This is a genomic window from Acinetobacter sp. WCHAc060033 (assembly GCF_004209125.1).
GTDB classification, from domain to species: Bacteria; Pseudomonadota; Gammaproteobacteria; order Pseudomonadales; family Moraxellaceae; genus Acinetobacter; species Acinetobacter wuhouensis.
In genome coordinates, this window is record NZ_SGSW01000011.1 from 69,182 (window position 1) to 94,687 (window position 25,506).

General features: G+C 39.2%; 24 protein-coding genes and 1 riboswitch. Of the genes, 8 read left to right on the top strand and 16 right to left on the bottom strand.

Translation table 11 applies throughout. The annotated features are described in order from the left end of the window. Positions 1-123: 123 nt before the first annotated feature. The 4 genes from EXE10_RS06760 to EXE10_RS06775 form a co-directional block, all read right to left on the bottom strand. On the bottom strand, positions 124-702 hold the full coding sequence (locus EXE10_RS06760) for a TMEM165/GDT1 family protein (protein ID WP_130112827.1): 579 nt from the start codon (positions 700-702) through the stop codon (positions 124-126). Between the two features lie 89 nt (positions 703-791). Further along, positions 792-946, bottom strand: a riboswitch (yybP-ykoY riboswitch). A 118-nt stretch (positions 947-1,064) separates the two neighbouring features. Then, on the bottom strand, positions 1,065-3,032 hold the full coding sequence (locus EXE10_RS06765) for a 2-oxo acid dehydrogenase subunit E2 (RefSeq protein ID WP_165382999.1): 1,968 nt from the start codon (positions 3,030-3,032) through the stop codon (positions 1,065-1,067). A 2-nt stretch (positions 3,033-3,034) separates the two neighbouring features. Next, on the bottom strand, positions 3,035-5,743 hold the full coding sequence (aceE, locus tag EXE10_RS06770; RefSeq protein WP_087552601.1) for a pyruvate dehydrogenase (acetyl-transferring), homodimeric type: 2,709 nt from the start codon (positions 5,741-5,743) through the stop codon (positions 3,035-3,037). Positions 5,744-6,026: 283 nt separating this feature from the next. Then, a complete protein-coding gene (locus tag EXE10_RS06775) occupies positions 6,027-6,710 on the bottom strand; it encodes a M23 family metallopeptidase (protein WP_130112829.1) in 684 nt (227 codons plus the stop codon). Between the two features lie 104 nt (positions 6,711-6,814). On the opposite strand from EXE10_RS06775, the gene EXE10_RS06780 reads away from it, so the two are divergent. Then, on the top strand, positions 6,815-7,264 hold the full coding sequence (locus EXE10_RS06780; RefSeq protein WP_130112830.1) for a DUF721 domain-containing protein: 450 nt from the start codon (positions 6,815-6,817) through the stop codon (positions 7,262-7,264). Positions 7,265-7,361: 97 nt separating this feature from the next. On the opposite strand, the gene lpxC is transcribed toward EXE10_RS06780, so the two are convergent. From lpxC to gshB, 8 genes are all read right to left on the bottom strand, one after another. Further along, positions 7,362-8,264: a UDP-3-O-acyl-N-acetylglucosamine deacetylase gene (gene lpxC / locus EXE10_RS06785; RefSeq protein WP_068973005.1), complete on the bottom strand. Its 903-nt coding sequence runs from the start codon at positions 8,262-8,264 to the stop codon at positions 7,362-7,364. A 125-nt stretch (positions 8,265-8,389) separates the two neighbouring features. Then, positions 8,390-9,580 carry a cell division protein FtsZ gene (gene ftsZ / locus EXE10_RS06790; protein ID WP_068973006.1) on the bottom strand — a complete coding sequence of 397 codons (1,191 nt, stop codon included), beginning with the start codon at positions 9,578-9,580 and terminating at the stop codon, positions 8,390-8,392. Positions 9,581-9,742: 162 nt separating this feature from the next. Continuing rightward, entirely contained in the window at positions 9,743-11,005 is a 1,263-nt protein-coding gene (gene ftsA, locus EXE10_RS06795; protein WP_068973007.1) for a cell division protein FtsA, read from the bottom strand. A gap of 63 nt (positions 11,006-11,068) precedes the next feature. Continuing rightward, positions 11,069-11,923 carry a cell division protein FtsQ/DivIB gene (locus EXE10_RS06800; protein ID WP_068973008.1) on the bottom strand — a complete coding sequence of 285 codons (855 nt, stop codon included), beginning with the start codon at positions 11,921-11,923 and terminating at the stop codon, positions 11,069-11,071. 3 nt (positions 11,924-11,926) lie between these two features. Next, a complete protein-coding gene (locus tag EXE10_RS06805) occupies positions 11,927-12,856 on the bottom strand; it encodes a D-alanine--D-alanine ligase (RefSeq protein ID WP_130112831.1) in 930 nt (309 codons plus the stop codon). Between the two features lie 81 nt (positions 12,857-12,937). Further along, on the bottom strand, positions 12,938-14,386 hold the full coding sequence (murC, locus tag EXE10_RS06810; protein WP_068973010.1) for a UDP-N-acetylmuramate--L-alanine ligase: 1,449 nt from the start codon (positions 14,384-14,386) through the stop codon (positions 12,938-12,940). Positions 14,387-14,399: 13 nt separating this feature from the next. Continuing rightward, positions 14,400-15,497: an undecaprenyldiphospho-muramoylpentapeptide beta-N-acetylglucosaminyltransferase gene (gene murG, locus EXE10_RS06815; RefSeq protein WP_130112832.1), complete on the bottom strand. Its 1,098-nt coding sequence runs from the start codon at positions 15,495-15,497 to the stop codon at positions 14,400-14,402. 305 nt (positions 15,498-15,802) lie between these two features. After that, positions 15,803-16,747 (bottom strand): glutathione synthase, encoded by a 945-nt coding sequence (gene gshB, locus EXE10_RS06820; RefSeq protein ID WP_087552604.1) that lies wholly within the window; start codon positions 16,745-16,747, stop codon positions 15,803-15,805. Positions 16,748-16,858: 111 nt separating this feature from the next. On the opposite strand from gshB, the gene EXE10_RS06825 reads away from it, so the two are divergent. Continuing rightward, the gene (locus tag EXE10_RS06825; RefSeq protein ID WP_130112833.1) at positions 16,859-17,047 is read left to right on the top strand and encodes a DUF3565 domain-containing protein; all 189 of its coding nucleotides are present in this window, start codon (positions 16,859-16,861) and stop codon (positions 17,045-17,047) included. Positions 17,048-17,251: 204 nt separating this feature from the next. Further along, positions 17,252-17,767 (top strand): SMI1/KNR4 family protein, encoded by a 516-nt coding sequence (locus tag EXE10_RS06830; protein WP_130112834.1) that lies wholly within the window; start codon positions 17,252-17,254, stop codon positions 17,765-17,767. A gap of 122 nt (positions 17,768-17,889) precedes the next feature. On the opposite strand, the gene EXE10_RS06835 is transcribed toward EXE10_RS06830, so the two are convergent. Beyond that, a complete protein-coding gene (locus tag EXE10_RS06835; protein WP_130112835.1) occupies positions 17,890-18,420 on the bottom strand; it encodes a hypothetical protein in 531 nt (176 codons plus the stop codon). Between the two features lie 81 nt (positions 18,421-18,501). Next, positions 18,502-19,152, bottom strand: a complete 651-nt coding sequence (pyrE, locus tag EXE10_RS06840; protein ID WP_130112836.1) for an orotate phosphoribosyltransferase — start codon at positions 19,150-19,152, stop codon at positions 18,502-18,504. 40 nt (positions 19,153-19,192) lie between these two features. Between pyrE and EXE10_RS06845 the strand changes: the two genes are divergently transcribed. Both EXE10_RS06845 and EXE10_RS06850 read left to right on the top strand, forming a co-directional pair. After that, positions 19,193-20,011: an exodeoxyribonuclease III gene (locus EXE10_RS06845; RefSeq protein WP_130112837.1), complete on the top strand. Its 819-nt coding sequence runs from the start codon at positions 19,193-19,195 to the stop codon at positions 20,009-20,011. A 585-nt stretch (positions 20,012-20,596) separates the two neighbouring features. After that, complete coding sequence (locus EXE10_RS06850; protein ID WP_087552609.1) at positions 20,597-20,944, top strand: Spx/MgsR family RNA polymerase-binding regulatory protein; 348 nt, start codon at positions 20,597-20,599, stop codon at positions 20,942-20,944. A 60-nt stretch (positions 20,945-21,004) separates the two neighbouring features. On the opposite strand, the gene EXE10_RS06855 is transcribed toward EXE10_RS06850, so the two are convergent. Next, positions 21,005-21,436, bottom strand: a complete 432-nt coding sequence (locus EXE10_RS06855; protein ID WP_068973019.1) for a DUF2147 domain-containing protein — start codon at positions 21,434-21,436, stop codon at positions 21,005-21,007. 153 nt (positions 21,437-21,589) lie between these two features. Between EXE10_RS06855 and EXE10_RS06860 the strand changes: the two genes are divergently transcribed. The 3 genes from EXE10_RS06860 (at position 21,590) to EXE10_RS06870 (ending at position 24,744) form a co-directional block, all read left to right on the top strand. After that, positions 21,590-22,504 carry an alpha/beta hydrolase gene (locus EXE10_RS06860; protein WP_130112838.1) on the top strand — a complete coding sequence of 305 codons (915 nt, stop codon included), beginning with the start codon at positions 21,590-21,592 and terminating at the stop codon, positions 22,502-22,504. Between the two features lie 355 nt (positions 22,505-22,859). Then, on the top strand, positions 22,860-23,462 hold the full coding sequence (locus EXE10_RS06865; RefSeq protein ID WP_087552655.1) for a GGDEF domain-containing protein: 603 nt from the start codon (positions 22,860-22,862) through the stop codon (positions 23,460-23,462). A gap of 439 nt (positions 23,463-23,901) precedes the next feature. Then, positions 23,902-24,744, top strand: coding sequence for a GGDEF domain-containing protein (locus EXE10_RS06870; protein WP_228256794.1), 843 nt, complete (start codon positions 23,902-23,904; stop codon positions 24,742-24,744). A 37-nt stretch (positions 24,745-24,781) separates the two neighbouring features. On the opposite strand, the gene EXE10_RS06875 is transcribed toward EXE10_RS06870, so the two are convergent. Further along, positions 24,782-25,459: a glutathione S-transferase family protein gene (locus EXE10_RS06875; protein ID WP_130112840.1), complete on the bottom strand. Its 678-nt coding sequence runs from the start codon at positions 25,457-25,459 to the stop codon at positions 24,782-24,784. Positions 25,460-25,506 lie beyond the last annotated feature (47 nt).

The window sequence follows — 25,506 nt, forward strand, 5'->3', positions numbered from 1 at the left end:
TTTAAAGTTACAATAAATATACAACAGAAGTTGAATAATAATTTGTGTGATTATTCTCAAAAAATAAAAAAACCTTACATTAGGTAAGGTTTTTTTAAAGACAATGAGAGGATGGAATGAGTTTTAGAAAAAATAATGCTGTACCAATGCCGCAACACCGATCACAAGGAAAATCAGCGCACCAATTTTATGAATCAGGGAAATCGGTAGCTTATCTGCCAATTTATTGCCAATGAATACCGCTGGTGCATTCACCAACATGATCCCAAGCGTAGTTCCTAAAGTCACCCAACCGATACTGTCAAAGCGTGCAGCTAAAGCGACTGTGGCAATTTGGGTTTTATCGCCAATTTCCGCAAGGAAAAACAGTACAAAAGTTGCGCCAAAAACTCCATATTTTTGCCATTTATTGATACTTTCAGATTCATCATCTAATTCATCTGGAATCAACATCCATCCAGCCATAGCAATAAAACCAAGCGATACAATCCATAACAAAATAGTAGGGCTCAACACCGTGGTAATCCACTGTCCAAGTACAGCAGAAACACCATGATTGACGACTGTTGCCAAGAAAATAGCAATCAGAATAGGAACAGGTTTACGAAAACGTGCAGCAAGAAGTAATGCGAGTAATTGTGTTTTATCGCCCATTTCGGATAAAGCAACAACCACTAAAGAGATGAGGAAGGCATGTAACATGTCGGAGTCTCTGGCTAGCAATATTTACCGATGACTTATCCCTCCTGCTAGCCAATATGAATAGTCACCTATCCAACGCGGAGTGATAAATCAAAGGTCTTGCCAACAAAACTTTGCCGAAATATTTGAAAATTCAGCAAAATTGGTTCTTTGCTATGATGACCATGTTCTGTTGAACAATTATGTTGACCATCACCTATTCATTTTTAAAAATGAATAGCGGCTACTCCCCAATGAAGTGTGAGTTTATTTTAAAGAGCATTTGACTTATTTTCAATGACATTTATCCAAAGCACATCAATAAATTCCTTACTACAAAAAACCCCGCCGTAGCGAGGTTTCATTTCAAACTCAATTTTAACTTAGAGCAAAATATTACGAATATCGGCTAATAGCTTAGTTAATTTATTGGTAAAACGTGCTGCATCCGCACCATTGATCACACGGTGATCGTATGACAATGACAGTGGCAACATCAGCTTCGGATCAAAGCCTTCACCATTCCACACAGGTTGCATGGTTGCAGGTGAAATACCCAAAATCGCCACTTGTGGCCAATTCACTAAAGGCGTAAATGCGGTTCCACCAATCGAACCTAGACTGGTAATGGTAAAGTTTGCACCTTGTAAGTCTTTCGGAGAAAGTTTCTTATCACGGGCTTTTTTACTCAGCTCACCGAGTTCAATCGCAATTTGCTTAATTGATTTTTGATCAGGATTACGTAACACAGGTACGGTCAAACCATCTGGTGTTGCTACTGCAATCCCCATATGGATTTCATTACGCAATAATACTGACTTTTGATCATCCGCCAAGTGCCCTGCAAAATACGGCTCTTCTTTCAGTAAGAAAGCCACAGCTTTAGCAATGAACGCAAGAATCGTTAAGCTAATACCATCTTGTTTAAATTTACCTTTGAGTTCACCACGCCAAGCTTCAAGCTCGGTAATGTCTGCCAAATCAAACTGTGTCACTTGCGGGATGAAATTATTTAATGACAATTGCGGTACAGACACTTGCTGTAAGCGTGTCATTGGCGCAATTTCACTACCGCCAAATGCACTAAAGTCTGGTAATGCCGGTAAACCTGAAGCCACTGGTGCAGCTGCTGTTTGTACAGGTTGCGGTGCAGTTAAGCGTTGTTTCACATAAGCAAAAACATCTTCTTTCACCACACGATCATGCGGACCTGAAGACTCAACTTGTGCCAATAATACGCCGAGTTCACGAGCGAGTTTACGTACCGCAGGGCCTGCATAGACTTTGGCATTTTCAGCTTGTTGCGCTTTGCTGAGTTTATCCGAACCATCTGCTACAGGCGCGTGTGGCTCAACGACTTTTTCAGCTTTAGGTGCCGTTTTCGTTTCAGCAACTGGTACTGCTACTTTTTCTTGAGCAACTTCCGATGGCTGTACATCAGCAACACCTTCAATCGTGACCAAAGGCATACCTTGTTTGACGCTTTGATTTTCGCTGACATGAATCACTTTGATCGTACCAGAGACATTACTTGGCACTTCAACTGAAGCTTTGTCAGACTCAACCACAACAAGACTTTGATCTTTTTCAACACGATCGCCAACGCTGACCAAAATTTCAGACACTGAAGCCTTGTCCACACCTAGATCAGGTACAGCAATGTCTACAGATCCTGATTGTGCAGGCTTCACTTCAGTTTTTGGCGCTTCAGCAGGTGCAGAAGTAACAGGCGCTTGTTTGGTTTCGGCAACAGCTGCTGTAGTTTGAGCAGAAGTTGTTTTAACCGTGATTAAAACCACACCTTCTTTGACGCTATCGCCTTCTTTGACGATCACGCTTTCAACTGTACCTGCCACTGTACTTGGAACTTCTACAGTCGCTTTGTCAGACTCAACCACCACGATGCTATCGTCTACTGCAATTTCATCGCCAGCTTTAACAAGGATTTCACCGACAAGGGCTTTTTCCACGCCAATATCAGGGACTTTCACTTCAACTGTCTGTGATGTTGTTGCTGTAGGTGCAGTCGCAGCTTTAGGCTGTTCTGTCACTGTCTCAATTTGTGCAGGGACTGCTTCAGCTTTTTCTTCAACTTGTGCAGGCTCTGATTGTGTTGTTTCCGCTTCAGCAGATTCAACTTCGATCAGCACTTCACCTTCTGAAACTTGATCACCTTCCGAAACCGCAATACTTTTCACTACACCTGCCGAAGTGCTTGGCACTTCAACAGAGGCTTTATCTGACTCAAGCAACACAATGCTATCATCGACTGCAATTGTGTCACCCACTTTCACTAAAATTTCAGCGACGGTGGCTTTATCTACACCAATATCAGGAGTTTTAATTTGCATTATTATTTCTCCTCAGTCGGTTCAGCATAGGCTGCAACTTCTTGTACAGATGGATGAGCTTGCGGTAACCAAGCGACTGGACGATCTACATCTAATTCAAATGAAGAGATCGCATCTTTCACTAAGCGTGCATCCACTTCACCTTCATCCGCTAATTTTTTCAATGTCGCAACAACGATATGTGCAGCATCTACACCAAAATAGCTACGTAAATTACCACGCGTATCAGAACGACCATAACCATCAGTACCTAATGCGACAAATGGACGACCATCTGGAAGATAAGCACGGATTTGTTCGCTATATGCGCGCATATGATCTGTTGCAGAAACCACAATACCGTCAGTATCACGCAACTGCTTAGACACCCAAGATTCCTGACCATCTTCAAGTGGATGTAAGCGGTTATATTCTTCAACAGCCATACCATCACGTGCCAATTCGTTAAAGCTGGTCACGCTCCACACGTTAGAATGGATTTGATATTCATCACGTAGGATTTTCGCGGCTTTGATCACTTCACGCAGAATCACACCAGAACCGAGTAATTGAACAGTGGCTTTTTCATCTTTTTCAAACTGATACATACCACGTTTAATCCCCTCTTCCACGCCTTCAGGCATTTCTGGGTGTTCGTAGTTTTCGTTCATCACTGTTAAGTAATAGAACACACGTTCTTGATTGACATACATGCGTTTTAAACCATCATGCACAATCACAGCCAACTCATAACCAAAACAAGGATCGTAAGACACACAGTTTGGAATAGTATTTGCCAAGATATGAGAGTGACCATCTTGGTGCTGTAAACCTTCACCGTTCAAGGTTGTACGACCTGCTGTCGCACCGAGTAAGAAACCTTGAGCTTGTGAATCACCAGCGGCCCATGCAATATCACCAATACGTTGGAAACCGAACATCGAGTAATACATATACATCGGAATCATTGGCAAGTTATTGGTTGAATAACTAGTACCCAATGCAGACCAAGCACTCATCGCACCTGCTTCATTGATCCCTTCTTGAAGCATGTGACCATCTTTAGCTTCACGGTAGTTCATCAACTGTTCTTGGTCTTCTGGCGTATATTTTTGACCATGAGCAGCGTAGATCCCTAACTGACGGAACATCCCTTCCAAACCGAAAGTACGTGCTTCATCAGGTACGATAGGCACAACACGGTCTTTAATCGCCTTGTCTTTCAACAATGCAGCAATCAAACGCACCATTAACATCGTAGTCGATTGTTCTTTATCACCACTGCCTTTCAATACACCATCAAATGCAGAAAGTTCAGGAATTTGTAATACTTCGCTTTCTTTACGACGTGCAGGTAAATAACCACCTAAACTTTCACGACGCGCTTTCATGTATTTTATTTCAGGTGAATTTTCACTTGGGCGATATAGTGGAACGTCTTGAAGTTGATCATCGGTAAATGGTAAGTTGAAACGATCACGCACATACTTCAAAGAATCAATTTGCATTTTCTTGATTTGATGCGTTTTATTGACTGCTTCAATCTCATCCGACAAGCCATAACCTTTCACCGTTTTCGCAAGAATTACAGTAGGTTGACCATTACTGGTCATCGCTGCTGCATAGGCTGCATAAACTTTGTATGGGTCATGTCCACCACGATTTAGATTATCAATATCTTCATCGCTAAGGTTTTTAACTAATTCAGCAGCTTCTGGATATTTACCGAAGAATTTCTCACGTGTATATGCACCACCTTTTACTTGATAGCGTTGATAATCACCATCGACAGCTTCTTCCATACGTGCTTTTAATGCACCAGAAGTATCTTTATCAAGTAAAGAATCCCAATGACGACCCCAAACAACTTTTATCACACGCCAGCCAGCACCACGGAAAACCGACTCAAGTTCTTGAATGATTTTACCATTACCACGCACTGGACCATCTAGGCGCTGTAAATTACAGTTCACCACCCAAATCAAGTTATCTAACTTCTCACGACCAGCCAGCGAAATTGCGCCTAGACTTTCAGGCTCATCCATTTCACCATCACCGAGATAAGCCCACACTTTACGATCTTCTTCTTTGATCAAACCACGGTTCATCAAATACTTTTGAATGTGCGCTTGATAGATCGACATAATCGGACCTAGACCCATCGATACCGTTGGGAACTGCCAATAATCAGGCATCAAATATGGATGCGGATAGCTTGAAAGACCTTGACCACCGACTTCACGACGGAAATTATTTAATTGATCTTCAGTTAAACGACCTTCCAAGAAAGAACGTGCATAAATCCCTGGCGCACAATGACCTTGATAATAAATCATGTCACCGCCAAAGCTATCACTATTGGCACGGAAGAAATGGTTAAAACCCACATCATAAAGCGTTGCAGAAGATGCAAAGCTTGCCAAGTGACCACCAAGATCATCACCTGTTTTATTGGCACGTAGTACCATCGCCAACGCATTCCAACGAATCAATGCACGAATACGACGTTCCATATCTGGATCGCCAGGCATAGCTGGAGATTCCGCAACTGGAATGGTATTTAAATAGGGAGTATTTAAACGTTGAATAGGAACATGCTTAGAAATTGCTTGTTGATATAATTTTTCTAATAAGAAAGCAGCACGTTCTGTACCCATATGTTGTAACACAGAATCAAAGGCATCTTGCCATTCTTGAGTTTCCTGCGCGTCAGTATCACCGTAATACGCCATTTCTCGCCTACTCCTTGAATAATTTTCTATATGTTATATGTATCATGTTTTAGGCTTGTTAAGTTATCGTTACAGATGAATGCAGATTGTTGCTATTATTTAGGAACTAAATAGTCATTGACCAAATAACACTTAAAATAACAAAAAACCGCCAATATAGGCGGTTTTTTATACAAACTAAATTTTATTCAGTGATAGTCTGAATACTCGACGCTTCAACGCGACTTTATTAATCAAGGACTCAGCAAAATATCACTTTATGTTTGCAAATAGACTGAATGAATTATGGCAGCATCGCTAAGTAAGTAGATGGATTTTTACGTTGACCATCTTTTACTACTTCATAATGTAAATGCGGACCCGTACAACGGCCTGTACAACCCACATTGGCAATATGTTCACCAGCTTTCACTTGATCGCCGACACGAGCAATGAGACGTGAAGCATGCGCATAACGCGTGATATAACCATTGCCATGGTTAATTTCAACATATTGACCATAGCCTGTACCCCAACCTGATTTGGTTACAATTCCAGGACCTGTTGCATAAATCGGTGTACCGCTTGGCGCAGACATATCTAAACCAGAATGGTTTTCTGCACGTCCACCCATCGTACGACCACCAAAGTCAGAGCTGACACGTTTCAAATCTGGTAATGGATGCGTGACTAACCAAGAATAAGGAGAATTTGCAGAATAGCGAGAAGAAGAACTTGTTGTAGAACTTGAACCGTATTTTTTAGCAATACTGGCATTGTTTAATTCGATTGGTTTGTCCTGACTGCGTAAAGATACATTCATTTTTGCTGAAGCAGGTAAATCCAAATCATCTGGATTGTATGCACCTTGAGCTAAAGTTCTTGATAAATGTTCTAAACGATCTGTAGATTGAACCATATCTGCTGATGCAGAAGTCACGGCAGCAGTTGCCAGAGTGAATGCTAAAAGAATACGTCGCGTGTACATAAAAACCTCTTGAACTGTTCTTCGTCCATTTCTTGTGTGATCTCATCCTTGATATCCGCTGAAATGAGCGCTTAAGATAGGACATCACTATGTAGGAATAATGTATGTCTGAACCAAAAAACGTCTTTCAACCAACAAGACAACACGTAAAAACAGGAAACTTATCGTTTCTTACAAAGCAAGTTGCCGAATGGCAAAAACTTACTAAATTAATTCAACCGCACTTACCTCAGCCTGAGGATTGGCAAGTTGTATGTTATCAATACGGTATTTTGACTATTACCGGTGAAAATCAAGCCATGATTAGTCAACTCGGTTACCTTCAAAAACAGTATATTTCTCAATTATCACAAATCAATGAATTACATGATTTACAAAAATTACAAGTCCGCTTGCGTATTCAAAATAACAATACTGAAACAAACCCGCAACTCACAAAAATGATTCGTAACATTCCACCTGAAACATCAGAAATGTTAGAAAATGCTGCTAGTTTTGTGAGCGACCCTAAGCTTAGCCAAGCTTTACTACGTTTGGCAAGCAAAAAAAAGTAAACAGAATAGATAAAAAACCGAATTTGAATGGATAAAATGTGATCTATATCGCTTTAAATTTCGTTATACTATAACACAGACCACTAAAGACAATGACTTATGTCACATTGACAAAATGAATTGGACACAACTTCTCGTCATCAAATGTTACAATTTCGTAGCTAGTTGGATCACTTTTCACATTGCGTAAAAGTTGATTATTCAGTGCATGTCCAGATTTATAACCATCAAATTTGGCAATAATCTGATGCCCTAACAAATATAAGTCGCCAACAGCATCTAAAATTTTATGTCGTACAAACTCATCAGCAAAGCGTAAGCCCTCCTCATTGACGACACCTGTATCATCCAAGCCAACCGCATTGTCCAAACTTGCACCCAATGCCAAATTATTGGCTTTTAGATAGTCCAAGTCTTTCATAAAACCAAAAGTACGTGCACCACTCACTTCATAGACAAAGGTTTCGGTTGAAAAGTCGATAGTTGCAGACTGATATTCTTTAGCAAAGGCAGGATGATCAAAATCAATGGTGAAGTTGATCTGGAATCCATCATGTGGTGTGAACACTGCACGTTTATCATCGATCAAAGCTTCTACTGGCTTTAAAATACGAATGAATTTCTTAGGTGCATCCTGTTCAACCAAGTCCCCTTGCATTAACAAGTAAATAAACGGACCCGCACTACCATCCATAATAGGCAGTTCTGAAGCAGAAACTTCAATAATCAGATTATCAATCCCTAAGCCAGCAATGGCACTGGTGACATGTTCAATCGTACCCACTTTAGTGTCTTGATTGACCAAGTTTGAGCACATGAATGCTTCTTGAATCAGCATCGCATCTGCTGGAATATCCACAGGAGGATCTAAATCAATTCGACGAAATACAATACCCCCATCCGCCACATGTGGCAAAAAGTTAATCATGACTTTTTGTCCGCTATGTAGACCGATGCCACTCGCTTTAACGACTCGCTTCAGGGTACGTTGTTTCAACATGCTTACTCGATATTCATTCTCAAATCCGCTATACGTTAGCACATTTAGCCATTGATAAAAAACAAAAAAGGTAATGAATCTCACTACCTTTTTCGATGATCTTAATGATTTTCAAGAATAATCAATTATTTACGCTGTTGATTCTTCAAATAATCTTGAATGCTCATTGGTGTAGAACGACCACTTGGGCTTGGGGCAACAACAGGCGCGCCTTCTTCTTGACGCTTACTGATCGCAGGGACATCATCTTCATCAACAACCGCATTGTGTTGAGTTTGTTGCGCATAGGTATTTGCAACATTTACATGTGTTCTACGTTTTGCTTCAGTCGCATCACTGGCATTACGCGTTAAACCTGTCGCAATCACAGTGACACGGATTTCATCACGTGCATCTGGGTCAAATACTGTACCAAAGAATACTTCACCTTCTTCAAGGTCGACGATTTGGTTAACCACATCTGTAATCACTTCAGTTTCACGTAATGTCACATCAGCACCACCAGTGATGTTAATTAACACACCCTTGGCATTCATGATATTTACATTATCAAGTAAAGGACTGCGGATCGCCAAACGTGCAGCTTCTTCCGCACGATCTGGACCACTACTCTTCCCTTCACCCATCATTGCATAACCACGGGTACTCATCGCAGTTTTTAAATCGGCAAAGTCAAGGTTGATATGACCAGGACGAACTACAAGATCAAAGATACTACGCACCGCATTTAACAATACATCATCTGCTTTACGGTAAGCATCTTGCATAGAGATGTCACCATAAACACTGAGTAAGCGTTGGTTTGGGATAATAATTAAAGAATCTACATGTTGCTCTAAAGCTTCAATGCCTTTTTCCGCTGAACGTTGACGGCGACGACCTTCAAAATTGAATGGTGTAGTTACCACACCAACTGTCAAAATACCCATTTCTTGTGCAATTTCAGCAACGACAGGGGCAGCGCCTGTACCTGTACCACCACCCATACCCGCAGTCACAAACACCATGTCTGCACCTTCAAGGTGTTGACGAATTTGTTCACGGCTTTCTTCAGCAGCAATTTGACCTACATCAGGGTTTGCACCTGCACCCAAACCACGTGTACTTTGTTCACCTAACTGCATTTTGAAAGGTGCATTCATACGATCTAGTGCTTGTTTATCTGTATTTGCACAAACAAATTTCACACCTTTGATGTCAGATTGCACCATGTGTTGTACAGCATTACCACCGCCGCCACCAACACCAAACACAGTAAAACGGGCTTGACCGTTGTTATCGGTTTGTTCATCGTCTAAAAATTCAAATGAGGCCATGACCTTTAAATTTCCTAATATATTTGGCAGTCACTTAAGCCCGTATACTGCCTTGATCTTCAATAATAAAAATTGTTTTTAGGATGCTGTTCATTAAAGAGCTTGTCAAGTATTGGTTCGCTTACTTACAACTTCCTAACAATATTCCCCAGAAAATTACACCTAAAAAATACCCTTTAATTTGTTATTTAAAGCATTCCATCCATTCACAACTCTGTCAAAAAACGGACGACTGCCTTGAACTTCTGGCTCTTCAATCGCTTCTTGCATATCACTTTGGCTAAATAAGAGCAGTCCAGCTGCTGTAGCATACATTGAACGACGTAGTGATGGTAAGTGCTGATCATCCGTTACAACTTGTAATGGTGGATTACCTAAATGCGCTGAGACACCTAACATGCGACGCGCTAAATTCACCATACCTTCAATTTGACAAACATCACCTGTCAAAACCACGCCATGATATAAGCTTTGTAAAGCACCACGTTGCTCTAATTCATAACGCACTTTACTGAGGATATCCTCATAACGTGCGATAATGATTTCAGCCAATTCAATACGACTAATGGTTTGTGGTCCATCGATCGCTTCAAACTGAATCATATGGTCTGGCTTTACTTGGTGAATGTCCACACAACCATGTAATAGCTTGATACGTTCAGCTTCTTCAGTGGTGGTTTGTAAAACGGTTGCAATATCACGAGTTACATTTTCACCACCACACTGAATGGTATGAGCAAGAACCAAGTGTCCTTCTATATAAACTGCAATATTGGTCGTTCCCGCACCAATATCCAGTAAACACACACCATATTCTTTTTCGTCTTTCAACAAACTACCTTCTGCTGTTGCCAAGCAAGAGACCACCATTTTTTCTACAGAAATATTGGCACCTTTCATGGCACGATCTAAATTCTGCATGGTGCTAATTGGCATCATCATCAGTTGATAATGTGCAGTCATACTATTTGCTGATAAGTTGATCGGGTTTTGTACCCATTCACTTGAATCATCCAACTCAAAACCAAGTGGCACAGCACTTGCCAAGTAATGATCCGCAGTCATATGGCTCGCTTTTGCCAACTCCAAAGCACGCACCATTTCAGTTGTGGTAATGGTGTGTTCAGCATTCGAAATCGGTGTACGCCCAATTGCATAATGGCTTTGTAATTCAGTACTTGGGATAGAGACCCATGCTGAATGTATGCGACATTCAGCCATATCTTCAGCTTCTTGAACGGCTTGTTTAATTGCATTTGTGACTTTATCAAGGCTAACGATTTTGCCTTTATTCATTCCCTTATTGCGTGCGCTCGCCATACCAATAACCTGAATATTATCAGGGGCATGTACTTTTCCAATCAGTACTGAAACTTTATGTGTCCCAATGTCAATTGCAACAACTGAGGGAACAGCTTCATTCATCACTTTGCTACCATTATCTTCATTGTTTATCTTTGGCGTTACGCCTCTTTTTCAAGCCACGTATTATGGCTGTGCAACGACCCCACCTGCAACGGCTGTGTCATTACTGGTTACAACAAACTGACCATTCATAATTTTGGGTGCAACTGAATTACGCCATTGAATCGACAATCCATTTCGATAGCGCAAATCAATAGCAGCAATATTTGGCCAAACTTGCTTAAGGTCTGTTTGTGCTAAATGACTCAAACGTTGCAGTTTACTCATGGTTTGATCTTGATCAACAATAATGCGCAGACCTGAATCAAACTGCATAAACCAAGTCATACGCTCAGTCAGATAAAGCTCTTTTAAGCGTAAATTGACTGGGTGAAATAATTGATTAATTTCATTATAACGACGCATCATCACTTTGGATTGGCTGAGTGGCCCATGAAGCAATGGCAAATTTGAATGGTTTTTCGCCACAGCCTCTGTATAAACATCTCCAGCATCGCTCAACAATCGCCCCGTTCCCCAACGTGCGATTGCATGACGTGGCATAACACGCACTCGAATACCATTTGGCCATGCACGAGAGACCACAACACGATCTACCCAAGACACCTCAAGCGCCTTATCTCGAATTTGCTCCAAATCCGAAGTGAAATAATTATTTTTAACCACAGGTGCCAAATGCTGAGTCATCGCAGCAGATTCTACAGATGAAGTTGTACCTACAACTTCTAAGGTGGCAACACGTGCATCAGTCACCACCTTATATAAACCATATATTCCTGCAAGTAATACAACAATTGCAACAAACATCAATACCCAACTACCGAGGTCTAAGAGCTTATCCTGACGTGTCGGTGGCTTATCATGTATTGATGTAATTGCTGCCTTTTTACGGCGCATCGAAGCAGGAAGTTGAGCCATAAATTAGTGTGCTTGTTCCGTTAGCGTTTGCGCTAAAATTTCAACACATAATTCATCAAAACTATACCCTACAGCTTTGGCTGCTTTAGGCACAAGCGAATGACTCGTCATCCCCGGTACAGTATTCACTTCCAATAACCAGAAGTTACCTTGCTCATCCAACATCGCATCAATACGCCCCCAGCTACTTGCACCCACAGCTTGAAAGGCACGTAGACAAAGCGCTTGTAGGTTTTTCTCTTCAGTTTCACTCAAACCACATGGAATACCATATTCCACATCATTACGGTTGTATTTTGCTTCATAGTCATAGAAAGCAACATCCGCAGGTGGTTGTAAGCGAATTACTGGCAAAGGCTGACCATTAAGGAATGAAATCGTATATTCACGACCCGTAATCCATTTTTCAGCCATCACAATCGCGTCATGCTTTGTTGCTTTTTCAATTGCAGCAATCAAATCTTCAGCTTTTTCAACCTTACTCATCCCTACACTTGAACCTTCATGTACAGGCTTGATAATGAGTGGTAAGCCAAGATTTTCAATCACTTCTTTTAAATCAGAATCTTTTGAAATAATGCGATATGGTGCAGTTGGTAAGTCAGAACCTTGCCAAATTTGCTTGGTTTTCACTTTGTCCATGCCAATCGCAGAACCCTGAACACCTGTACCTGTATAAGGTACATTCATCCATTCTAAAGCGCCTTGGATTTGACCATCTTCACCACCACGACCATGCAATACGATGAATGCACGATCATAGTTTACAAGTTCCGTCACGCTACGTTCTTGTGGATCGAAGCCTTCAGCATTCACACCTGAACGTAATAATGCTTCTAAAACAGCTTTACCACTATCTAATGACACCTCACGCTCAGCAGATTTACCACCAAGCAATACCGCTACTTTGCCGAATTTAGAAGCATTTGACACGTTTAAATCCTTAAACTTATAAGTTAGTCAATTTTAAAATTTCAGGGCTTTATTCAACTTTTCCGAATAAAGCTTACTCAATTATTTTAAATAAAGTTGGTTTTGAGCCAATTCTACCGAAATTGCTCCCACGTTACCCGCACCTTGTGTTAATAACAAGTCATTTGCTTGTAACACTTTTTGTATCGCGTTCTGCAAATTGCCTTCCACTGGGTCAATTAAGATCGGCTCAACTTCACCACGTAAACGAATACTACGTGCCAAAGAGCGACTATCCGCCCCCACAATTGGCTTTTCACCTGCAGGATATACCTCTAATAGCAACAATTGATCAACTTGTGACAACACGTCAACAAAATCATCAAAACAGTCACGCGTACGACTAAAACGGTGTGGTTGGAACATCATCACCAAGCGACGATCAGGATGGCTCGCACGTGCAGCTTTAATCGTAGCTTCAACTTCTTTCGGATGGTGACCATAGTCATCCACTAATTTTACCGTGCCTTCGCCCAGCTCATATTCACCTTGAACTTGGAAGCGACGACCTACACCACTGAAGCTCTCTAAAGCACGTGCAATCGCAGCATCAGAAACACCTTCATCGGTTGCAATACCAATTGCAGCAAGTGCGTTTAAGATATTGTGCAAACCAGGTAAGTTAATGGTTAAACGTAACGGTTCACGACCTTTGCGCAACACTGTGAAGCTCGATTGCATGCCTGTTTGTTCAATATCAATCGCACGAATATCATTGTCTTCATTGAAACCATAAGTCACCACTGGACGACCGATACGCGGCATGATTTCACGAATATTTGCATCATCCCCACACACCACCGCCAAACCATAGAACGGCATTTTTTGTAGGAATTTGACAAAGGTATCTTTCAATACATCAAAACTACCACCGTACGTGTCCATATGATCTGCATCGATATTGGTCACAATCGCAGCCATTGGTTCTAAGTGTAAGAATGATGCATCAGACTCATCCGCTTCTGCCACAATAAAACGGCTCGCACCGAGTGCAGCATTCACACCCGTACGATTCAGCAAACCACCGATCACATAAGTTGGATCCATGTTTTCTTCTGCCAACATACACGTCACTAGACTTGTCGTTGTGGTTTTACCGTGTGTACCTGCAACAGCAATCCCATGACGGTAACGCATTAACTCACCGAGCATTTCAGCACGACGCACTACAGGCGTACGTGTTTCTATTGCAGCTTTCACTTCTAAGTTTTCAGGATCAATCGCTGTAGATACAACGATGACATTGGCGCCTTTAATATTTTCAGCACTATGTCCGATATAAACTTTGATTCCGTTTTCTTCAAGTTGAGCAGTGGTTTTCGATGCTTTAATGTCAGAACCAGAAACCTTGTAGCCTTGGTTTTTCAACACTTCTGCAATACCGCACATTCCAGCGCCACCGATCCCCACAAAGTGGATATGTTTGATACGGCGCATCTCTGGAACTTTAATCAGGTTTTTTGCTTTATCAGCTGGGCTTGTTGGAGACATAATCAACTCTAACTTACAAATCTTGAATTAAACCAACCACACGTAGTGTTGCATCTGGTTGAGCTTGTTGACGAGCTTTCACCGCCATTTCCATTAACAATTGGCGGTTCATCAACGGAGTCAGTAAATCCTTTAACGAATCTGGAGTCATGGTACTTTGCGGACAAATCTTCGCTGCACCCGTTTTCTCCAAAAATTTTGCATTGGCAGTCTGATGATCATCAACTGCACTTGGCAATGGTACAAAAACAGCTGCTACACCCGCTGTTGCCACCTCTGTTACAGTCAACGCACCTGCACGGCAGATGATTAAATCAGCATTGCTATAAGCTTGCGCCATATCTTCAATAAACTGCTGTACTTCAACCTGCATATCTTCAGGCGCATCTGCATACAATGCTTGAGTGGTCTCTTGCTTATTTTGACCACATTGATGAAATACTTTTAATGGCACATTGAGCTGTTTTAAAGCCTGTGGTACACATTCATTCAACGCTTGCGCACCCAAAGAACCACCGACGATGAGAATATGTAAAGGCTCAGCATTGGTTTCACGTTCTTTATAGCGAAATGATGGATTATAAATCGCTGTAATTTCTGCACGCACAGGATTGCCTGTGGTGACAATTTTTTCACTTTGAGGAAAAGTATTTGGAAATGCTTCGCAGACTGTTTTGGCAATACGTGACAATTGCGTATTGGTAAAACCTGCTACCGCATTTTGCTCATGAATAATCACAGGAATACCCAATAAGCGAGCAGCAAGCCCACCAGGACCTGCAACATAACCACCAAAACCTGCAACAGCATCGACTTTAAGCTGTTTCATATAGCGCATTGCGCTCAGTGTCGCTTTTAAAATTTTAAAAGGTGCTACAACTTTACGGACAATCCCATTGCCACGCACACCCTGAATATCAATTTGATAAATAGGAATATTATGTTGTTTTAATAATCGATTTTCCATACCTGTCGGTGTTGCGAGCCAAGATACTTGACTGCCTTGTTGTTGCAACTCTTTTGCAACTGCCAATGCAGGAAATACATGTCCACCCGTACCCGCCGCCATCATCATGACGTGTTTTGGTGTGCTTTGCTGAGGTTTGGTCACGGTCTAATTCTTCAATACAAAAAAAATAAAAGTTTAACGAATATTTTAAACAACCAATTGTAATCACAATCCGCTATGGGGAAAAGTTTATTTACTTTTTTTCACCAAGCATTTCATTGTTTTTTTCTACTGATTTGAAAGTTTAAACTACTTTTATCATTAATCAGCAAGAATTTGTTGAATTAATCGTTATTTTTAATATGTATCGTGTTTATCTTTATTTTCAGCGCAAAAAAATAGAGCCGTTTTAGACTCTATTTTAGTTAAAATTTAAAATAAGTTAATCATTCAAACTCAGCTTAAAGTTATACTTGCTGACCTGCTTCCAATACCGCAAATAAATCATCAGCAATTGACGTTCCAAATTGAGTATCAATTTCACGAATACAGGTTGGACTGGTCACATTAATTTCAGTGACATAATTTCCAATCACATCCAATCCAACAAAAACTAAACCTTTTTCTTTTAAGAATGGACCGACTTTTGCTGCAATCGCTTTATCATTTTCAGTCAATGGGCGCGCTTCACCTAAACCACCTGCTGCCAAGTTTCCACGCACTTCACCATTTTGTGGAATACGTGCCAAGCAATAAGGTACAGGCTCACCATTGATCATAAGAATACGTTTATCCCCATCAACAATTTCAGGGATGTAACGTTGTGCCATGATCGGTTGTGTGCCATTTTCAGTGAGAATTTCAATGGTTGAACCAATATTTACACCATCTTGATATAAACGGAAAATCCCCATACCGCCCATACCATCAAGCGGTTTCACAATCACATCACCATGTTCTTTCAAGAACTCACGAATCAGGCTCTGCTGTGAGGTCACTAAAGTCGGCACTTGTAATTCTGGGAACTGTGTTGCAAATAGCTTTTCGTTACAATCACGTAAGCTTTGTGGTTTGTTAATAATCCACGCGCCTTCACGTTCTGCTTGCTCTAAAATATACGTCGTATAAACAAAGTTCATGTCAAATGGTGGATCTTTACGCATCAACACCACATCATAATCTGCAAGTGATTCTTTTTTCTTTTCACCGAGTTCGTAATAGTGGTTGTAATCTTCAAATACTTTTAATGGTGAAATCAGACCAAATGCCTTGCCTTGATCGATATATAAATCTTGCTGTAATGCATAGCCAAGTTCGTGTCCACGACGTGATGCAGCCCATAGCATTGCCATAGTTGAATCTTTTTTCAGGTTTACATTTTCGATGGGATCCATCACAACAAGTACGCGCATAGTTTCACTCTTATCAAATTTTGGATTGCATGCAGTATAGCGGAGAAAGATATGTTCTTTTTCTAAATTTCGCTAAACTCTATGCAATTATTGTGAATAGACTTTTAGGATATGTTGCAAAAGATTATTGGTTTTCATTTGGATGAAGAACAGCATTGGGTGGCTGATCTTGAGTGTGGTCATGGGCAGCATGTGCGTCATACACCACCTTGGCAAAACCGCCCATGGGTCATGACTGAGCAAGGTCGTCAGGAGAAATTAGGGGTAGCGTTAAATTGTAAAAAATGTGAGGAAACATAAATTAGCCTAGCATTTAAACAACACATCATTAACTTGAAGTCACAGTACATTGTTATTGATAGATTTTCTATCAAGAGTAAATATGATTTTCATGGATACAATAACCACAAATAAACGAAACAATTCCAAAACAGAAAATTATAAAGAAAACGTTAACTATCCTGTTGCTCAATTTTAATAATACTTTTTAACAAAGGATAAAAAATGCAACAATTATGGCAACGCTTAGAGACTATTTTAAAAGATTCTCATCCATCTCTATTAGCAGACCTTGCTCCACCTGCTACAGATAGCGAAATTGCAGATTTAGAAAACCAAATTGGAGCTAAACTTCCTGATGATTTTATCGCTTGCTTAAAAATACACAACGGACAACATGGTAAAGCGGACGGATTATTTGATGGCTCAGAGTTTTTATCCATTTCACGCATTCTACAAGAATGGTCTACTCTAAAAAGTGTACTTGATAGTGGTATATTTGATGAACTTGGTATAGATGAAGATGCTTCAAATAATGGAATTAAAAGTTCTATGTGGAATTTAAAATGGATTCCATTTATTAGTTATGGCAATGGTGACAATTGGTGTTTAGACCTTGACCCTGCTGAAGATGGAGAATTTGGGCAAATATTTCAATATTGGCATGAAGATTGTGAAACCACTAAAGAAGCCAATAATTTTACAGAATGGTTTACAAATTTTATTGATCAATTAAAATAAAAAACCATCAAAATAAGGAGCTCTTGCTCCTTATTGATCATTCTTATATTTTCAAAAAATACACCTAATCATTATTTATTATCAATTTTATTATTACTTATTCATTTATTATTTATCTATCCTTAATTCTGATGCTCAGGCTTTACACTCTCCACCAAATACTTATCTGCCGACCGTGGATCACGCGGTAAATTTAATTTCACACGACAACCAAACTCCACATCATCCTTTTCAAACACAATAATTTCTGCATTTAACTCAATCGGACGACCCGTTTCAAAATCCGTCTGTTGTAAAGTTTCACCAAATAATTCTGCATATTTCTTTTCAAGATGAGCAATGCTTAAATCATTGATCATTACCTTGATTGCGTATTTTTGATGGGCACACTCTGGCTCACGCTGAATCCGTGATTTGCGAATATAGCTCATTTCTGACGGTCGAAGCATCAACTCATTGATCAACTTCTTTTGAGCATTGGCATTGATATTTAGAACCAGATCAAACTGCTCTAAATCTTTCCACTGAAATGGGTTCTGTCTAAAAAACATATCCCGTTCAAACTGGTAACGCTGCCAACGTCGCTGGTCTACTTTTTTTGCAAAGATAATACCAAGTACCAGTACAACGACAATGATTAGTAAAATCAACATTGAAGAAGCTATCCGACCCTATACATAGATTATAAAAATAAGGAGCTTCCGCTCCTTACTTATCTTATCGATTTTTTTAACTTATACACCATATTTAACGCGATAAGCTTCCATTTTTGCTAAAGCGTCTTTTTCACCTTTAGCATCCAAATAATCCATCAAATCTTTCATGGTAATCAACGCACGTACAGGAATCTCTAATTCCTTTTGCACTTCTTGAATTGCAGACAATTGACCTTGACCTTTTTCTTGACGATCTAGGGCAACCAATACACCTGCAATCGTTGCACCTGCATTTTTCAGAATAGTCACCACTTCACGAATCGCTGTGCCCGCAGTAATTACATCATCAATAATCCAAACTTTTTTACCCTCAACAGAAGCACCGACCAACACACCACCTTCACCATGATCTTTGGCTTCTTTACGGTTAAATCCCCACGGCACACTTACACTGTGTACTTGAGACAAAGCCACAGCTGTAGCAGCAACAAAAGGAATCCCTTTATACGCAGGACCAAAAATCACTTCCACATTGTTACATTGTGTTAATTTATCAGCATAGCCTTGAGCTAAAAGTGATAATGCTTCACCATCGTTGAGTAAACCTGCATTAAAAAAATAAGGGCTCACACGACCTGATTTTAAAGTAAACTCACCAAATTTAAGCACACCGCGTGATAATGCAAGTTCGATAAAAGCTTGAGGGTTAAACTGAGCTGGCGTTGACATGAGGTGCTCCAAAATTCATACATTGAGGTTATGACTGCGCATGATACCAAAGAGTAGCTATCCAAGTGATCAAAAAATTTTAAGAGTTGTTTCAATTAACGTAAATGGCTTACGTTCTTCCGTCACAAAAGGTCTACTTGAATGGATGGAAAAATCAGATGCCGATGTCATCTGTATGCAAGAAAGTCGTATTACCCATGAACAATGGACGGATAAATTTAAACCCGAAGGCTGGTTTGCCCATCTATTCCCCGCAGAAAAAGCGGGCTATGCAGGCACTGCAATCTACAGTCGATTACCATTTAAATCTGTACAAAATGGTCTAGGTTTTGAACTCGCCGACAGTCAAGGGCGCTTTATCACTGCTGAATTTGACTTAGGTCTAGAAAAATCTGCACATATTTGTTCGCTCTACTTACCTTCAGGATCTTCAGGTGATGAGGCTCAAGCACGCAAAGATCACTTTTTAGATGAATATACAAAAATCCTCAAACAATGGCGTGATGAAGATAAATCCATCATTGTTTGTGGCGACTACAACATCGTCCATAAACGCATTGATATTAAAAACTGGTCAGGTAACCAAAAATCTTCTGGCTGTTTACCGCATGAACGCGCATGGCTTGATCACATTTATGATGACTTAGGTTATGTCGATACTTTCCGCGAAGTGCGTAAAGAAGCCGAAGTATATTCTTGGTGGTCAAATCGTGGACAAGCACGTGCTAAAAACGTCGGTTGGCGTATTGATTACCAAGCTTGTTCACCTGATTGGAAACAACGCACAGTCAATGCATGGGTCTATAAAGATGAATGGTACAGCGACCACGCCCCTGTCATTATTGATTATCAAATTTAATCAAATTCTTAGCGGATTTTTCAGTTTTAAAAACAATACACTCAGTGAACAATTGTTCGCTGAATACAAGTTAAAAACCTACAAATTTTGTCGCGTTATCGTATGTTTTCCTCACCCGAAAAGGCGCATTATATTTCCACGGCACAGGGACATGTCAGGATGACAGCAAAAGGATTGGACGCCGTAGGATGAAAAGGAAATAAATATTTTATATTTATTTTTCAGGGATGTGACAATGGACGTTGTATTGAGACCCGCATAATCAGGATGATTAGATGCGGGTTTTCTCTTATTCTAGGGCACCATTTTAGAATCTAAACTTTTAGAATTAAAATAAAAATTGATCGCCTTATTTTTCATATTCGCAAACCTTTTTATCTTCCATTACAATAAGCAGATTCTAAATTTCAACCCAGCCCATCATTCATATTGCTGATTTAAATTTAGCGCTCAAATGTTAAATTTTTATGACATACGTCACATATTTAAAATTATTCTACCGTTTCTGATACGGTTTACATTGACAATTTTGCTAATCTTTATGGGCAAATCAGACAATTTTTAGGTTACTTATTAGGACAACACATGCTAAAAGTTTACGGAATCAAAAACTGTAATTCAATGAAAAAGGCTTTTGATTTACTCACCGACCTTGGGCTGAACTATGAATTTCATGACTATAAAAAACAAGGGATTGATGCTGATACTGTAAAAGTATGGCTCGACAACATTGGACAAGATATTGTTTTAAATAAAAAAGGGACGACTTGGAAAAAATTGACTGAGCAAGAACAGCAACTTGCTTTATCGAGTGAAGCTGAATTGATCAAAGCATTGACTACGCATACCAGTTTAATCAAACGCCCTGTCATTAATTTAGATGGAAAATATATTGTCGGTTTTAATGAAGATGAAATTCGAGCATTGAAATAAGCATTCTCTTCAAACAATAAAAAACCGATCAATTGATCGGTTTTTTTGTAGTTGATGCTCTTAGTTCGCACGAACCCAAACTTGGTTACGACCAAGTGCTGAAATACCAACGTAACCACGTAATTTCAACTGATTACCAGCTAACTCAGCTTTTAGCTTATAGGTCTTACCATTTTTAGGATCTAAAATAGAACCATTGTCATAGTTTTTGCCACCTACATTTTTTAACCCATGTACAATCGTTACGCCCTTTAACGATTTGTTATGGTATGCCCCATCACATTTAGTACAGGCATTTTCTTCACCAGGTGTCAAAATGCTTTGAATCGTTGCACTCAAAGTTCCATTTTTTTGTTCAGTGAATTTTACGACAGCTTTAGGTTTCTTCGTCGCATCATCAATCGTCGTCCACGTTGTCCCGTTCAGTGGATCTGCGGCATGTGCAAAGATGGCTGTTGATAATAAACCTAATGCAAGTACAATTTTTTTCATTGTTTTGTTTTCCCTAGTCTAATTGACACTATATAGTATCGAAAACTCACATCGAATTAGCAATTTTTCTCTGTGACTATATAGTGTAGCCTTGTAACAATTGTTGGTAAACCCACAAAAATAATGTCTAAAGATGAATAATATGGAACAAACATGAAGATCAATCCTGCGTTGAAACAATATTTTACAGAATCAATTCTTAAATCAAGCTTCAAATTTCCGAGTCGTTTTAACCTCCCCCCAGCAACCGCACGTTTTGGTATCGAACAACTCTCTCGTTTTATTCCACAACGAAAAGATGTACAAATTCGTTCATTGCGCGTAGCAGGTATCCGCGCAGAAGAAATCAAACCTCAAGCACATTCGACCCAGTTAATTTTCCATATTCATGGTGGTGCTTTTTTTGTTGGTTCATTAAAAACTCATCGTGCTTTTTTATCTGAAGTTGCTGCACGAACCCAAATGCAAGTGTTTCATTTAGACTACCCTTTAGCACCAGAGAATAAGTTTCCAGAAGCTGGCGATGCAATTTATGATGTTTATCAACAACTTTTAGATCAAGGCATATTACCTAAAGATATTATTATTTCAGGGGACTCGTGTGGTGCGAACTTAGCATTGGCTTTAGCGCTGCGCCTGAAAGAAGAAGACCCTAAACAGCTTCCTAGTGCATTAATCCTCATGTGCCCATTCTTGGATTTAACCCTGACTGGAGAATCTTTGCGTTATAACCAAAATTTGGATGCCTTGCTCTCTATTGAAGCACTCGAAGCAGGAATTGACTTTTATGTACCTAAACATTTAGATCCATCACTTCCACCGCTATCACCTATTTTTGGAGATTTGGAAGGGCTTCCACCAACACTGGTACAAATTGGATCAAAGGAAATTTTACTGTCAGATGCACAACGCTTTGAACAAAAAGCAACAGAGGCAGGGGTTAAAGTCACTTATAAGCTTTATACAGGTATGTGGCATAACTTCCAAATGTTTAGCCCTTGGTTTGATGAAGCGAAAAGGTCATTAGCAGATATTGCTGAGTTTGCACATCGTATTGATCGCAGCTAAAGATTAATCGTCGCAAAATATAATAATTGAGTGGAAAATAGCCCAAAACAATGAGCAACAATTTAAAAGACAAGCATTGTTGTTCATTCTATAAATAAAAAGTCAATGAATTCTCTTTTAATACTCATAAATTCATTTTGAATCTATAAATACGTTTCAATCATTAAAACTACTCAAATAATACTATTAAATTTAGTTTCATTATTAAGTTTAACTGCAAAATAAATCACATTATTATAAATATAAATAGACTCCCGTCATCTTTAATTTTATTTTTTTATTTGAATTCAATCAAATAAACTGCTACATTCGTCGAATGAAACAATAAAAAAATCAAATGCGGATGGGCAAAGAAATGCGTAATAAAATTTATTCTGAAAGACGACGTAAAATACATTCTCTCTTCAATCAAATATTGAAGCGTACTTTTATTGCCAAAATCATGCAGAAAAATCAGATCAGCAATAACATTGAAATCGATCCAGATACGGGTATTTATAACCAATTTGCAATTAACTCATATTTGAAAGAATTACACCCTCAAGTTGAATCAAACTTTGGAATTATTTTATTAAGCATCGATAATTTAAACAAAATAAAAGAAAATTTCAGCTCCCAGATAGCCCGTAAAGTTTTAGCATCCATTGCCCAAGCTCTATTAAAAAATCTTCGCGATACAGATCTTGTTGGCCGCTACAGCGAATCAGAATTCATTTTAATTCTCAGTGATGTCAATCTAGAACAAGCCAATCATATTGCTGAACGTCTGACTAACTTAATCAATCAAAGCCCATTAAAAATCATCGGTAAAATAATTCCGATTCAGGCAAGTCATGGAGTTTCAATTTCTCAATATAACAGCTTAAGCAATACTGTATTAGCACAAGCAGATCTTGCATTGCATAACACAAAAATTAACCACGAACAGTTTTATACCAGTACTGGGCTAAATTCATAAATATTTAACTTTATAAAAAGTGCAATCATTAGCCCTGAAAGTTAAATATTTTTAATATTTTCATAGATTTAATTTTTAATAGTTAAACGTGGGGTAAAAATGAAGGCATCTTTCATAGATGATTAGTCACTATATAAAGTCATTAAAAAACCAATTTAATTCAGATATTATTATGAATTGGAGTAATATTCATAAAAGTATTCTAGTATTAGTCTTGGCTTTTGGAATCCAATTATTGTGGATTTTTTGGAAATTATGGATCATCAACACACCAAGTATTTGGCCATGGGTTAATCTACCCCTTATTCATACTCAAATTTACATCAATAGCATTTCAGCCTTTTTTTTCATTGGTTTAGTTTGTATTTGTTATAAATTCCAAAAAAAACATTGGGCACATCTTTTTTTCCCCCACTTAGTGATTAGCATTTTTACGCTCATGTTTATTAGTGATGGTTTTTTGGTCGGCATATATAGCCCTGCAACCATCTTTGCCTTTGTATCTATTTCAGGTATCGGAATTATTTTATTTAACCGAAAATTTATTTATATCCATTTATTTAATGCTTTTAGCATTGCAATCATACTCATGTATTGCACTTACAAAAATTTAGTGCCCTACGCTCCCATATTTAGTCAAACATTATTAGAACATGATCCCCAGAAAAATCTATTCTGGGTTTTAAGTATGGCGTACTTTATTATCCCTATCCTGATTGCATGTCTAGTTTTATGTGAAGTATTGCTCTCTCAATGGCGCCATCGTGAATCATTAATTCAAATTTTGAGCCAAACTGACCCCTTAACCAATCTATATAATCGTCGATCTTTCAATGAAAAATTAAGCCTAATTCAGAATACTCGCACACAATATGCAATTATTCTCATTGATATTGATCATTTTAAAATGATCAACGATGATTTTGGTCATCATATTGGCGATGAAGCGCTTAAAGCTGTTGCCCAACTTCTGTCGACCCTCGTACGAAGTTCAGACATTGTAGCCCGCTATGGCGGCGAAGAATTTATCATTGCCATGCCTGAAACATCACTTACAATCGCACGTGAAGTTGCAGAGCGTTGTCGCCTTGCCATCCAAAATCAGACATTAGAGACACTCACTCAGAAAAAAATCAATCTAACAGCAAGTTTTGGAGTCGCAACCTCAGAGGATGAAACGCAAATCAATAAAATCATTCATCATGCTGATCAAGCACTTTATCGTGCCAAAGCCTATGGACGAAACCAAGTTCATTTTCATGGTGAAACAAACCACGGTTAAATCAATTTAACTGGAAATAATCACCATCACACTGCATTTATTCAGTTCGATAAGGCTCTTCACATTCTACAAATCTAAATTCAGCTTTTGCTTCCTGAATCCATTGCTGCACTGCTGGAACTGCCAAGATTTTCTGTACATATTGCTGACTGAATGATGATATTGGGATGCCATAGCCTACGAATCGCATCACAACTGGCGCATAGAATGCATCGACAATACTAAATTGATCGCCACACAAAAAACTGTCTGTGCTTGGTCGTTCTGACCATAATTGCTCAATACGTTGCACATCTTGCTGTAGTTTTAGATTATCTTGCCAAAGTTTTGCGCCAATGTTTGTTAAATCTGCATCGATATTCATTCCACATAAACTGCGTAAAGCCATAAAACTGCTATGCATCTCTGCGCACATAGAACGAGCGCTTGCTCTTTGTCGAAAGTCATTTGGCCATAGATATTTTTCAGGAAACTTTTCAGCCAAATATTCACAAATCGCCAAAGTATCCCAGATTAAAAATCCATCATCGACTAACGCAGGGACTTTTCCTGTCGGGTTAATTTTGAGGATACTGTGTTTGAATTGACTGTCTAATTCAAAGTGATCAAAAGGAATCAGATGTTCTTTGAATGGTATAGCAAAGTGCTGCAATACCAACCATGGACGCATTGACCATGTGGAATAATTTTTATTACCAATAAATAATTCTAACATGCGACCATCCTCCTAATTTTTTCTTATCATTGATCTTTGATGTGTAT